Here is a 12567-nt window from a genome sequence, read left to right as displayed (position 1 = left end):
CTTCTTATATCAAAATATGAAAAATAAAGAGTGATTTGTATATATTAAATAGTTTATATAACAAATTTAAAAGACAATATGCAAAATTGCATGAAAATTCTTTTAAATAAAAAAAGAACCCTAGTCAATTAAACTAGGATTCTTGATTTTCTATTATTTCTCTTGTGTTTTTTCCCAATCAGCTAAGAACTTCTCAATTCCTTGATCTGTTAATGGGTGCTTCACTAATGAAGCAATTACGTTTGCTGGGATTGTTGCAATATGTGAACCGTTTAATGCTGCTTCTGTTACGTGAACACTGTGACGTACAGATGCTGCAATGATTTCTGTTTCAATGCCGTGAATTGCAAAGATTTCTGCGATTTGGCGGATTAAGTCCATACCGTTATGACCGATATCATCTAAGCGACCTAAGAATGGTGATACATATGTTGCACCAGCACGAGCTGCAAGTAATGCTTGAACTGCTGAGAATACTAATGTAACGTTTGTACGAATTCCTAAATCAGAGAATGCTTTTACTGCTTTTAAACCTTCTGTTGTCATTGGTACTTTTACAACAACGTTTGGAGCAATCTTCGCTAATTCTTTTCCTTCTTCAATCATTTTATCAGCTTCTAAGCTAATTACTTCTGCGCTTACAGGTCCTTCTATAAAGCTGCAAATTTCACGAATACGCTCATGGAAATCTACGCCTTCTTTTGCTACAAGTGATGGGTTTGTCGTTACTCCAGCTACTACGCCTAATGCATTTGCCTCTTTAATTTCATTAATGTTTGCTGTATCAATAAAGAATTTCATTTATTATTCTTCCTTCCTAATTTTCATTTTATATTTATTTATTTTTCTTAATAAGCTCTAATTCAATCGGAATAGATTTGTCCACTTTTTTACCTTGCGTGATCTCTTTTGCTGTTTGCATCGCCTTCTCTCCGATTAATTCCGGTTTTTGAGCAACTGTTGCAGCCATACGCCCATCTTTAACCGCTTTTACAGCATCTTCTGTTGCATCAAACCCAACAACGACTACATCCGTTTTTCCAGCAGACTTCAATGCTTCAAGTGCCCCTAATGCCATTTCGTCGTTATGCGCAAACAAAGCTTTAATATCACCATTTGCTTGCAAAATGTTTTCCATAACAGATAATCCTTTTGCTCTATCAAAATCAGCCGCTTGTTTTGCAACTACTTTTAAAGACTTATCCGCTACGTTATGGAATCCTTTCCCACGCTCGCGAGCAGCAGAAGAGCCAGGGATTCCTTCTAATTCAGCAACGTTTGCTCCCCCGCCAACTAATTCACGAATGTAATCACTAGCCATTTGACCACCTTCAATATTATTAGAGGCAATGTGAGAAACAACTTTACCTGAATTTGCGACGCGGTCTACTGTAATAACAGGGATATTCGCTGCATTTGCCGCACTTACTGCTGAAGCAACAGCATCTGAATCGGTCGGATTAATAACAACTACATCGACACCTTTTTGAATTAAATCTTCAACATCGTTCGTTTGCTTTGCTGCATCATTTTGTGCATCAACAGCAATCAACTCGATGCCGCTATCTTTTGCTTTCTTTTCTGCACCCTTTTTCAAAGTTACAAAAAAAGGATTGTTTAAAGTTGAAACAGAGAATCCAACTTTAATAGTTTTATTTCGACCTTTATCGCTAGAATCCTTTGCCCATTCTGGTGGTTCCATTGAACAACCAGCAGTAATGACCATAATACATGCAACGAGTATAAGTAACCATTTCTTCATGAACTGTCCCTCCATTACGCTTCTTTTCGACGATCAATTAATACAGCTAGTAAGATTACAAGTCCTTTTACAACTTGTTGGAAGAAAGAAGATACACCTAATAAATTTAAACCGTTATTTAGTACACCGATAATAAGTACCCCGATGAATGTACCAACAATCCAACCTCTTCCCCCAGAAAGACTTGTTCCACCTAATACAACTGCTGCAATTGCATCTAGTTCGTAAGAAGTACCTGCAGTCGGCTGTGCAGAATCTAGTCTTGATGTTAAGACAATACCTGCAAGCGCTGCCAAAATTCCGGAAAGACCATAAATCATTACTTTAATTCTCGTAACATTAATACCTGATAATGCTGCTGCTTCTTCATTTCCACCAATTGCAAATGTACGGCGACCAAATGTCGTTTTCTTCAAAATGAAGTACAGTACTGCGAAAGCGACCATCATTGTAACAGCTGGTACCGGAATACCGAGAAAATAACCGCGGCCAAACATTTGGAACATTAAATGATCACCAAGACCAGTGATCGGACGTCCGTCCATATAAACAAGCGTCAACCCGCGAAAAATAGTCATTGTTGCTAAAGTTGCAATAAATGGAGCTACTTTTCCCTTCGCTATGATGATACCGTTTACAATTCCCATTACAAGACCAGCTAATAATCCAACTGCCATCGCAAGGAACGGGTCCATACCACTTGCCATCATTCCAGCAACAAGTGCACTTGATAATGCTAAAATAGAACCTACCGATAAGTCAATACCCCCTGTTAAAATTACAAAGGTCATTCCGAATGCAATAAGCGCATTAATCGATACTTGACGCAGTATATTAAATAAATTTGGAATCTCAATAAATGCTGGATTTAAAGCTGTAATTACGACGATAATTAATACTAAACCGATTAAAGAACCGAGTTGTTGTAATACATTCCCCTTCTTAGCCATCCTTACTCTCCCCCTGTAGCTAGTGCCATAATAGACTCTTGTGATGCCTCACCTTTCTCTAAAATGCCGCCGACCTTCCCTTCATGAATAACAAGAACGCGATCACTCATTCCTAAAACTTCTGGAAGCTCAGATGATACCATAATAACGGCATCGCCTTGCTCAGTAAGCTTATTCATAATAGAGTAAATTTCTTTTTTCGCTCCAACATCTACACCCCTTGTTGGCTCATCTAAAATGAGTAACTGCGGGTGGATACCTAGCCATTTTGCAATAACAACCTTTTGCTGATTTCCACCAGAAAGAGATTTCACCGTTTGCTCTCCACTAGCTGCTTTCACATTAAGAAGTTTCATCATATCCGCTGTAAACTGTTGTTCTAGTTCGTTACTAAGGACACTTCCCTTTGAAAGACTTTCTAAATTCGGTAAAGCTAAATTTTCTCGAATTGAGAAATCTAACACTAACCCTTCAGATTTTCTATCCTCTGTAATGAAAGCTATTCTTTGTCTAATCGCATCTATCGGACTATCAATCTTTACTTCTTGTCCATTTATAAAAATTTGGCCAGAATCTAAAGGTTCGTATCCAAATATCGCTTTCATAATATCTGTACGGCCAGCTCCCATCAAGCCAGCAACACCAAGGATCTCACCTTTTCTCACTTGAAACGAAACATTTTCAAACTTCCCTTTTTTCGTTCCGTTACGCATCTCAAAAATGACATCGCCAATTTGACTATTTCGCTCTGGGTAACGTTCACCAATGCTGCGCCCCACCATCATACTCACTACTTCATCAAATGATGTTTCCGGAATAAGTCTCTTTCCTACGTATTCCCCATCACGTAAAATCGTAATGGCATCACATATTGAAAAAATTTCTTCCATTCGGTGTGAGATATAAACGAACGAAACACCTTCTTTACGTAATTTATTAATGACAGTAAACAACGTTTCAATTTCGCGTTCTGTTAATGCAGCTGTAGGTTCATCCATAATAATAACGCTCGCGTTTGTCATTAACGCTTTCGCAATTTCGATAATTTGCTGTTGTCCAACCGATAACTCTCCTGCAAACATAGCGCCTTTTACATGTAACCCTAACTCCGCTAGTTGCTGCTGCGCAATCGCGTTCATTTGACGCGTACGCAAAATACCTGTCTTCCCATACATTAACTCTTTACCGAGAAACATATTTTCAGCTACTGTTAAATTCGATAATATGTTCAATTCTTGATGTATAAATGCAATACCGTACTCTTCTGCTTCTTTCGCATTTTTAAAAGTTCGTTCTTGTCCATCAATCGTGATTGTTCCACCATCTTTTTTGTATACACCTGTTAAAATTTTCATGAGCGTTGATTTGCCCGCTCCATTTTCCCCCATCAATGCATGGACTTCCCCTGTTTCAATCATAAACTGTGCATTCTTCAAAACAGGATTACCATTGAACGCCTTTGAAATATTTTTCATTTCAATACGCATTCCCATCACTTCCTTTTATTAAAAAATCACGCCCGCATGTAAAATTACATTGGCATAAGGAGTAGCCTCTCCTGTACGAATAATCGCCTTCGCTTTCTTCGTGTGCTCTTTAAATTGTTCATGCGATACATATTCAAACGCTGGCTCTATTAATTTCAGCTCAATTTCTTTATTTACTTCCGCATTATTGTTAATGACTTCTTCTGCTAACGTTACTTTTTCAATTGCCATATCATCAGATACCACTTGCAATACGTCTAAAAAGCTAGGTTTTCCAATCTCAACAGCTAAATCAATTCGTTTTACTCCGTCAGGAATTGGTAGCCCACAGTCTGCGATTACAATCGTATCTGTATGTCCAAGTGAAGCAAGGACTGATGCAATCTCACTGTTTAATACACCGTGCTTTTTCATCCGACAATCACCTGCACTTCACGTACTCTATCTCTCGTTGGCATACCGCCCTGTGCTCCAAGTTTCGTTACAGAAAGACCACCAGCAATATTCGCAAAACGAATTGCTTTTTGAAGTGTTTCTCCTTCAGAAAGCGCAACTGCTAATGCACCATTGAATGTATCACCAGCTCCAGTCGTATCTACTACATCAACAGCAATGCTAGGAACATGTACAATCTCCTTACCATTATGGAAACGAACACCGTTAGAACCTTCTGTCATCAATAGTTTATTTGGATATTTAGCCAGTAAATCTTCAATTGGCGATATGAAATCATCTAATACGATGCGGCACTCATGTTCATTTGGTGTAATATAAGTTGCTTTTTCTAAAATATCTTCTGATAACACTTGTGCTGGCGCTGGATTTAACATAACCGGGATTTTGTGTTCCTCACAAATAGCTAATACGTATTTTACTGTTTCAAGTGGAATCTCTAGTTGAAGAACAACCATATCTGCTTTTATAAGAAGATCTTTTGAACGATCTACAACCGACTCATTTACAAGAGCATTCGCCCCTTGCACAACAACAATACTGTTATCCTCTTCTGCTAAAACGATATGAGCAATTCCTGTCGCCGTATCTGTAACCGGTACCACATAGTCGATAAAAACGCGTTCGTTCTCTAAATTGTTCTTAACTACAGTTCCATAATTATCGTTTCCAACCGCTCCAACCATCGCTACATTTGCGCCTAATCTAGCTGCAGCAACTGCCTGGTTGGCTCCTTTCCCTCCTGGGATTGTATGAAATGCTTCACCAATTACTGTTTCTCCTGCTTTCGGACGTTTTTTTGAAACAGCCACTAAGTCCATTGAAATACTACCTACCACTGCAATATTTGGCATCTGTTTCATCTCCTTACTTTGTTGTATTTCGTTCTATAATTTCAATCGGTAAACGATAGTGTTTCTCTTCTAATACGTTTCCTTCCATCTGCTCTAATAACAGCTCTGTTGCAATTTTCCCCATTTCATAAATTGGCTGTGCAACAGTTGTAATAGATGGATACATCATTTCTGTTAAAGAAATTCCATCGAATCCGATAATTTGTAAATCATCTGGAATAGAAATCCCCTTTTGGAGTGCAGCCTTTACAATACCTATTGCGATTAAATCATTTCCAGCAACAATTCCATCAATATGTGGGTATTCTTCTAATAATTCCACTGCTACACGCTCACTATTAGCTGGATCAAATGTACTCTCTGCAATCATATAAGAAAGATTATTTTGCGTAATAACGTCTACAAAACCTTCAAAACGTTCATTAGCCGTGCTTACGTCACGCGGTCCGCGAATATGCGCAATATGTTTACAGCCTTTATCTATTAATAGATTTGTCGCTGCCTGACTCCCTGCATAGTTATCTGCATATACAGTAGGGATACGCTCATTAAACATACGGTCAATTGCAACAACTGGAACAGACAACTTCATGTAATTAACACTATTTTGTGGATTCGTTGCTACAATAAATCCATCCACATTATTTTGCCTAAGTACATCAATATATTGCTTTTCTTTCTCTAAACTCTCATCAGAGTTACAAAGGACAACTGTGTATCCTTGCTTATGCGCTACATCTTCTACGGCACGTGCAACTTCTGGAAAGAATGGATTCACGATATTTGGAACAACTAAGCCAATTAAACGAGATTTTTTATTATACAATGAACGCGCTACTGTACTAGGTTTATAATCTAGCATCTCAATCGCTCGTTCTACTTTCTTTAATGTATCTTCATGAACATATCCATTTTTATTTAACACTCTGGAAACGGTAGCAACAGATACTCCTGCTAATTTTGCAACGTCTTTAATCGTACTCATTCTCTTCCCTCTCCATTTCATGTAACCGTTTACAGAAAATAATATAACGTATTTCTAGAAATACGTCAATCATTTCTCACGAAAAAGCTTTTAAGGTTATACTCAAAAAAAGCACCGCCATAAGGCGATGCTTTTTCATTACGAATATGATACAGTTTGTTCTTTTTCCTCTGTAGCTGGCTCTTCAGCATCTTTTTTACGATCTGACAGTTTAATCTTCTGTAAGAAAATCGTAAAGATAGCGCCTACTACGATAAATACTAATCCTGTTAAGAATACAGTATGAAGTGAGTCTATTAAAGAGTTTTTCAAGATTGGTACAATGCTGTTAGCGAATGCTTCTGGCATTTGTTTTAATGCTTCTGGACTAAATAGCATCGAATATAAACCTTGTGGATCTGTGTGAATCATATCTTTAAATTTCGTTACCATTTGACCCGCCTCTTTCGGGAACGTATCTAATACAGGTACTAATTTATTTGTTAATGTTGTACCTGAAGTGTTATTCATGATTGACCCTAAAATTGTAATACCAAATGTTCCACCGATTTGACGGAAGAACTGACTTGATGATGTTACGACTCCAAGATCTTTTTTCGGGAAACTTTCTTGTAACGCTAATGTTAATGTCGGCATAACAAGACCCATTCCTAAACCGATAATACTCATATAGAAAGTAGCAGTAAGTTTAGTCGTGTGCATATCCATCGTTGTTAATAACCAGAAACCACCAGCCATAATAAGCATCCCTGTAATAATTTGTGGTTTCACACCAACTTTTAATACAAGTTGACCACCGATAATACTCATCACTATCATTGTAATCATCATCGGTGTCATAATTGTTCCTGATTCAGCAGCACTTACTCCTACAATTCCTTGCATGAAGAATGGTACGAACATAATCGCACCGAACATTCCGATACTCATAAAGAAACCAATCGCATTCAGTATTGTAAACGTGCGATTTTTAAAGAAATGCATCGGTAAAATCGGTTCTTCTGCTTTCGTTTCAACGATAACAAAGCTAATAATACCAATTAGAGCTAATGCAAATAAACCGATAATTTGCCAAGAATCCCATGGATAATCTTTTCCGCCAAACGTTAATGCAAGTAATAAACTTACAACACCGAGAATCATCGTAAAGATTCCAGCAATATCAATTTTGATCGGTCCTGTTTGTTTATGTGACTTTAATCCCATTGCAATAAAGATTGTTGCTAAAATACCAACTGGTAAGTTAATGTAGAATACCCATCTCCAGTTCACTGCGTCTACAATCCAGCCACCCACTTGTGGTCCAATTACAGAAGCAAGACCGTATAACGCACCAAAAATACCTTGCCATTTCGCACGTTCTTTTCCCGTAAACATATCTCCGATAATAATCATAGCCATTGGCATCATAATACCGCCACCAAGACCTTGAATACCACGGAAAATAATTAATTCTGTCATACCATTTGCCATACCACATAACGCCGAACCAACCATAAAGATAACTAGTCCTGTAATATATACGTTACGACGGCCAAGTAAATCCGCTAATTTACCTGCAATTGGTACAACTGTCGTTGATGTTAACATATAAGCTGTTGTTAACCACGTCATTAAACTTAATCCGCCTAGTTCACCGACGATACGCGGCATTGCTGTACCAACAATGGTTCCATCTAATGCAGCAAATAGCATCGCGATTATTAAACCAATTAACAGCAACTTTCTATTTATGTTTTCTTGTTGCTCCATGTAATCTCCTCAATTCCTCTTAGTGATTCTCTTTTTTCTCTTGTGTCCCGCAAATAATTGTTTCTAATTTCTCAAAGAGGCGTAACAAATCTTCTCTTTCTTGTAATTCTAAATGTGAGAAATATTTTGCAATATGCTCATTACGAGCGGTCATTGCCTCTTCTACTCTAGCTTTCCCCTTTTTTGTTAACTCAATGATGACAACACGACGGTCATCTTTGTCGTGATAGCGTTCTACAAGCTCTTGGTCAATTAGGCGATCAATCATCACTGTAATTGCACTAGGCTTTACATACATCTTTTTTGCTAATTTTGTCGCTCTTGAAGCACCGTAATGATCTAAAATCTTTAAAATATAAAACTGCGGTGGTGTAAGTCCTGTTGCTTGCATTTGTTCTAATAACTCCGTCTGCATTTTCTTTCCAATCGAAAAGGCAAGAGCTTGAATTTTATCGATATGCGTCATATCATTTGGCATGTTATCCACCTCTTATTTAAGCAATAAAATATTTAACGTATTTAAATATTAATCCCACAAACAAAATCCGTCAACACTTTTTATTTATAAAAACGTTTACATTTCTGTCACAAAGTTGTATAATTTTCGACGAAGTTAATATTGACAGTCACGGAGAATCGGAGTATACGGCTATGAATCATAAAAAAGGAAACTTTTTTATATTTCATGGCCTTTTTATATTCTCTCTGACTTACAACATTTCGAATTCATTAGGGGAGGATTTTCATTTTATGTTTTTCACACAATTATTTAAGCCTGCGCCCCACGCGGAACGCTTACCAGCTGATCGCGTTGATAGCGAATACCGTAAATTACGTTTACAAGTATTCTTAGGTATCTTCATCGGCTACGCAGGTTACTACTTTGTTCGAAAAAACTTTTCACTAGCGATGCCATACTTAATCGAACAAGGCTTTAGTAAAGGGGAACTTGGGGTTATCCTTTCAGCAGTATCTATCGCTTACGGATTAAGTAAATTTCTTATGGGTATCGTATCCGACCGTTGTAATCCTCGCTACTTTTTAGCAGCTGGGCTATTTTTATCAGGTATCATTAATATTATTTTCGGCTCATTTTCTTTCATTACAACGAGCATTATACTTATGTTTGTCCTTCAGTTTTTAAATGGATGGGTACAAGGTATGGGATGGCCTCCTTGTGGTCGTACGATGGTTCACTGGTTCTCTATTAGTGAACGTGGTACAAAAATGTCTATTTGGAACGTTGCTCATAATGTCGGTGGCGCGCTTATGCCTTCTCTTGTGACATTAGGCTTATACTTCTTCGCAAATGACTGGAAGAGTATTTTTTACTTCCCAGGTATTCTTTCAATTTTAGTTGGTATTTATGTATTAATTACGATGAGAGATACACCTCAATCTTGTGGATTACCTTCTATCGAAGAACATACTGGAGAATATCCATCAGATGAAAAAGTAAAAGATCGAGAACGCGAACTTTCAGTAAAAGAAATTTTATTTAAATACGTACTAAACAATAAATTTTTATGGTACATCGCTATCGCGAACGTTTTCGTTTATTTCGTACGTTACGGCGTTGTAGACTGGGCTCCTACTTATTTAGTAGAGGAAAAAAGTTTCACTCATAGTAGCTCTCGTACAGCTTACGCTCTATATGAATGGGCTGGTATTCCAGGTACACTTCTTTGCGGATGGATGAGTGATAAACTATTTAAAGGGCGCCGCGCACCTGCTGGTATTTTATTTATGGTTGGTGTATTTATCGCCGTTCTTGTTTACTGGCTAAATCCTCCTGGTAATCCAATGGTTGATAGTATCGCACTTGTCGCGATTGGATTTTTAATTTACGGACCTGTTATGTTAATCGGCCTACACGCACTAGACTTAGCACCAAAAAAAGCTGCTGGAACTGCAGCTGGTTTAACTGGGTTCTTCGGTTACCTAGGTGGAGCTACTTTTGCTAGCGCAGCTATGGGCTTTATCGTTGATGCATTCGGATGGGATGGCGGATTCATCTTATTACTTGTATCTTGTGTACTTGCAATGTTCTTCCTTGCTCTTACTTTAAAAACAGGATCTGCAAAACAAAAACAAGCTTAAGTACTAATATTATTCTTATCAAAAAAAGAGAGACTGTTCTTTCCAGAACACCTCTCTTTTTTCTACATATAATACTTTTTTCTTACAAAAGATTTATTTCCCTCTCACATATATGTTAGCGTTTTCAACTAACTTCAATCCCTTATATAACAGCATTCAATCTCTGTATAAAAAGATTTTTGAATATTTTCTCAACTTATGCTTGTCAAACATTGTCAATTTATATTAAAATAACAACAACATACAAAATATTTAGTCTTTTCAGAAAAGATGGAGGGATAGCCATGAAGAATCCACTTCTTCGCATTGAAAACTTACAGACTTCCTTTCGCATACAAGATCACTATCATGCCGCAGTTGATGATGTTTCGTTAACTGTCCATGAAAATGAAATTGTCGCGATAGTTGGTGAATCAGGTTGCGGAAAAAGTGCACTTGCCCTTTCTATTATGCGACTGCATAATGAAGCAAATACAAAATTACAAGGGCAGCTTAACTATAGAGATAAGGATCTACTAACTATGTCAGCCGCAGAAATGAATAAAGTACGCGGATCAAACATCGGTATGATTTTCCAAGAACCTCTTACAGCACTCGATCCTCTTATGACAGTTGGAAAGCAAATCGAAGAAAACTTAGACTACCACACAAGCCTTTCAAAAGTTGAAAAAAAAGAACGCACCTTAGAACTACTTCATCAAGTTGGTATTCCAAAACCAGAACTTACATATAAACAATACCCACACGAATTATCTGGCGGAATGAGACAAAGAATTGTTATCGCAATTGCAATTGCTTGTAACCCAGCACTCATTATTGCGGATGAGCCAACAACGGCTCTTGACGTAACCATCCAAGCACAAATTTTAGACTTACTAAAATCTATTCAAGAACAAACGAAAATGGGCATCATTTTAATTACTCATGATTTAAGTGTTGTCGCAGAAACAGCCGATCGTATCGTCGTTATGTACGCCGGACAAGTTGTAGAGACAGGAAAAGTTGAAGAGATTTTTAACAACCCTCTTCACCCATATACTCGTTCTCTATTAAACTCCATTCCATCTGCGTATGGTGAAAAAGAAAAATTGCATGTAATTCAAGGGGTCGTTCCTTCGTTAGCGAAGCTTCCTCGCACAGGTTGTCGCTTCCAAGCTCGAATTCCATGGATTAGACCTGATCAACACGAGGAAAATCCAATTTTACATGAAGTAAAACCAGACCATTGGGTACGTTGTACTTGCTACAAGCATTTCAACTTCCAAGATAAGAAAGGAGATGACGTAGCTCATGGCACTGCTTAAAGTAGAAGATTTAAAAGTACATTTTCCAATTAAAGGTGGTTTCTTCGGCCGCACATTAGATTACGTGCGTGCTGTCGATGGTGTAAGTTTTGAATTACAGCCGGGTGAAACATACGGGATCGTTGGTGAATCAGGAAGTGGCAAATCAACAACGGGTAAAGCAATTATGCATTTAACGAAAGCAACAGAGGGTAGCATTCATTTTAATAATAGAGATTTAACAAAATTAAGTCGCTCTGAGCTACGTGAACAACGAAAAGATATTCAAATGATTTTCCAAGATCCTTATTCATCATTAAATCCGAAGAAACGTGTTCTCGACATTATTGCTGAGCCTCTTCGAAATTTTGAGAAGCTCTCACCTGATGAAGAACGTAGAGCGGTTCAAGAATATCTTGATAAAGTTGGTCTAAATCCAGAGTCAATTTATAAATATCCACATGAATTTTCTGGCGGGCAAAGGCAGCGGATTGGTATTGCACGCGCTCTTACATTAAAACCGAAGCTTATTATTGCTGATGAGCCAGTATCTGCGCTTGACGTCTCTGTACAAGCACAAGTATTAAACTTCTTACAAGATTTACAAGCTGAGCTCGGACTAACATACTTATTCATTAGTCATGATTTAGGTGTAATTCGTCATATGTGTGATCGTATCGGTGTTATGTATCGCGGACGCATTGTCGAAGAAGCAACTAGTGCAGAAATTTATAGTAATCCGCAACATATTTATACAAAGCGCCTAATATCAGCAATTCCTGATATTCGTCCTGAAAACAGAGAGAGACAGCGTAAGCTCCGTCAACAAGTAAGCTCTGAATACGAGAAATCATACGAAAATTATTTCAATGAAAACGGTCGTGCTTATGACTTAAAAGCAATCTCGCCAACGCACCGGGTGGCATTACCATAAGGGAGTG

At 37.8% G+C, this 12567-nt stretch carries 12 protein-coding genes; 3 read left to right on the top strand and 9 right to left on the bottom strand.

Features of this window, described 5'->3' with window-relative positions:
* Window positions 1-153 precede the first annotated feature (153 nt).
* The 9 genes from fsa to JDS82_RS21815 all read right to left on the bottom strand — a co-directional run bounded on the left by fsa (window position 154) and on the right by JDS82_RS21815 (window position 8721).
* A complete protein-coding gene (gene fsa / locus JDS82_RS21855; protein ID WP_000667669.1) occupies window positions 154-801 on the bottom strand; it encodes a fructose-6-phosphate aldolase in 648 nt (215 codons plus the stop codon).
* A 34-nt stretch (window positions 802-835) separates the two neighbouring features.
* Complete coding sequence (rbsB, locus tag JDS82_RS21850; RefSeq protein WP_048562911.1) at window positions 836-1762, bottom strand: ribose ABC transporter substrate-binding protein RbsB; 927 nt, start codon at window positions 1760-1762, stop codon at window positions 836-838.
* Between the two features lie 14 nt (window positions 1763-1776).
* The gene (locus tag JDS82_RS21845; RefSeq protein ID WP_001074645.1) at window positions 1777-2712 is read right to left on the bottom strand and encodes an ABC transporter permease subunit; all 936 of its coding nucleotides are present in this window, start codon (window positions 2710-2712) and stop codon (window positions 1777-1779) included.
* 2 nt (window positions 2713-2714) lie between these two features.
* Entirely contained in the window at window positions 2715-4199 is a 1485-nt protein-coding gene (gene rbsA / locus JDS82_RS21840; protein WP_001217678.1) for a ribose ABC transporter ATP-binding protein RbsA, read from the bottom strand.
* Window positions 4200-4217: 18 nt separating this feature from the next.
* Entirely contained in the window at window positions 4218-4613 is a 396-nt protein-coding gene (gene rbsD / locus JDS82_RS21835) for a D-ribose pyranase (protein WP_000716164.1), read from the bottom strand.
* Window positions 4610-5506: a ribokinase gene (gene rbsK, locus JDS82_RS21830; protein WP_001132877.1), complete on the bottom strand. Its 897-nt coding sequence runs from the start codon at window positions 5504-5506 to the stop codon at window positions 4610-4612. Before rbsK ends, rbsD begins: the two co-directional genes overlap by 4 nt.
* Before the next feature lie 13 nt (window positions 5507-5519).
* Window positions 5520-6491: a ribose operon transcriptional repressor RbsR gene (gene rbsR / locus JDS82_RS21825; protein WP_000104030.1), complete on the bottom strand. Its 972-nt coding sequence runs from the start codon at window positions 6489-6491 to the stop codon at window positions 5520-5522.
* Between the two features lie 138 nt (window positions 6492-6629).
* The gene (locus JDS82_RS21820) at window positions 6630-8243 is read right to left on the bottom strand and encodes an MDR family MFS transporter (RefSeq protein WP_000437638.1); all 1614 of its coding nucleotides are present in this window, start codon (window positions 8241-8243) and stop codon (window positions 6630-6632) included.
* A gap of 19 nt (window positions 8244-8262) precedes the next feature.
* On the bottom strand, window positions 8263-8721 hold the full coding sequence (locus JDS82_RS21815) for a MarR family winged helix-turn-helix transcriptional regulator (RefSeq protein WP_199713940.1): 459 nt from the start codon (window positions 8719-8721) through the stop codon (window positions 8263-8265).
* 272 nt (window positions 8722-8993) lie between these two features.
* Between JDS82_RS21815 and glpT the strand changes: the two genes are divergently transcribed.
* The 3 genes from glpT to JDS82_RS21800 all read left to right on the top strand — a co-directional run bounded on the left by glpT (window position 8994) and on the right by JDS82_RS21800 (window position 12560).
* The gene (gene glpT / locus JDS82_RS21810; protein WP_000466390.1) at window positions 8994-10343 is read left to right on the top strand and encodes a glycerol-3-phosphate transporter; all 1350 of its coding nucleotides are present in this window, start codon (window positions 8994-8996) and stop codon (window positions 10341-10343) included.
* Window positions 10344-10627: 284 nt separating this feature from the next.
* Window positions 10628-11647, top strand: coding sequence for an ABC transporter ATP-binding protein (locus JDS82_RS21805; protein WP_000795363.1), 1020 nt, complete (start codon window positions 10628-10630; stop codon window positions 11645-11647).
* The gene (locus JDS82_RS21800; RefSeq protein ID WP_001196372.1) at window positions 11634-12560 is read left to right on the top strand and encodes an ABC transporter ATP-binding protein; all 927 of its coding nucleotides are present in this window, start codon (window positions 11634-11636) and stop codon (window positions 12558-12560) included. Before JDS82_RS21805 ends, JDS82_RS21800 begins: the two co-directional genes overlap by 14 nt.
* Window positions 12561-12567: the final 7 nt, after the last annotated feature.

Source organism: Bacillus cereus group sp. N14 (assembly GCF_016483555.1).
GTDB classification, from domain to species: Bacteria; Bacillota; Bacilli; order Bacillales; family Bacillaceae_G; genus Bacillus_A; species Bacillus_A wiedmannii.
Note: the sequence above shows the minus strand (reverse complement) of the source record. Positions and strands in the feature narration are given on the sequence as shown.

Bases quoted from the DNA above. Each gene is read 5' to 3' on its own strand.
- fsa (WP_000667669.1), bottom strand. From the start codon at position 801: ATGAAATTCTTTATTGATACAGCAAACATTAATGAAATTAAAGAGGCA.
- rbsB (WP_048562911.1), bottom strand. From the start codon at position 1,762: ATGAAGAAATGGTTACTTATACTCGTTGCATGTATTATGGTCATTACT.
- JDS82_RS21845 (WP_001074645.1), bottom strand. From the start codon at position 2,712: ATGGCTAAGAAGGGGAATGTATTACAACAACTCGGTTCTTTAATCGGT.
- rbsA (WP_001217678.1), bottom strand. From the start codon at position 4,199: ATGCGTATTGAAATGAAAAATATTTCAAAGGCGTTCAATGGTAATCCT.
- rbsD (WP_000716164.1), bottom strand. From the start codon at position 4,613: ATGAAAAAGCACGGTGTATTAAACAGTGAGATTGCATCAGTCCTTGCT.
- rbsK (WP_001132877.1), bottom strand. From the start codon at position 5,506: ATGCCAAATATTGCAGTGGTAGGTAGTATTTCAATGGACTTAGTGGCT.
- rbsR (WP_000104030.1), bottom strand. From the start codon at position 6,491: ATGAGTACGATTAAAGACGTTGCAAAATTAGCAGGAGTATCTGTTGCT.
- JDS82_RS21820 (WP_000437638.1), bottom strand. From the start codon at position 8,243: ATGGAGCAACAAGAAAACATAAATAGAAAGTTGCTGTTAATTGGTTTA.
- JDS82_RS21815 (WP_199713940.1), bottom strand. From the start codon at position 8,721: ATGCCAAATGATATGACGCATATCGATAAAATTCAAGCTCTTGCCTTT.
- glpT (WP_000466390.1), top strand. From the start codon at position 8,994: ATGTTTTTCACACAATTATTTAAGCCTGCGCCCCACGCGGAACGCTTA.
- JDS82_RS21805 (WP_000795363.1), top strand. From the start codon at position 10,628: ATGAAGAATCCACTTCTTCGCATTGAAAACTTACAGACTTCCTTTCGC.
- JDS82_RS21800 (WP_001196372.1), top strand. From the start codon at position 11,634: ATGGCACTGCTTAAAGTAGAAGATTTAAAAGTACATTTTCCAATTAAA.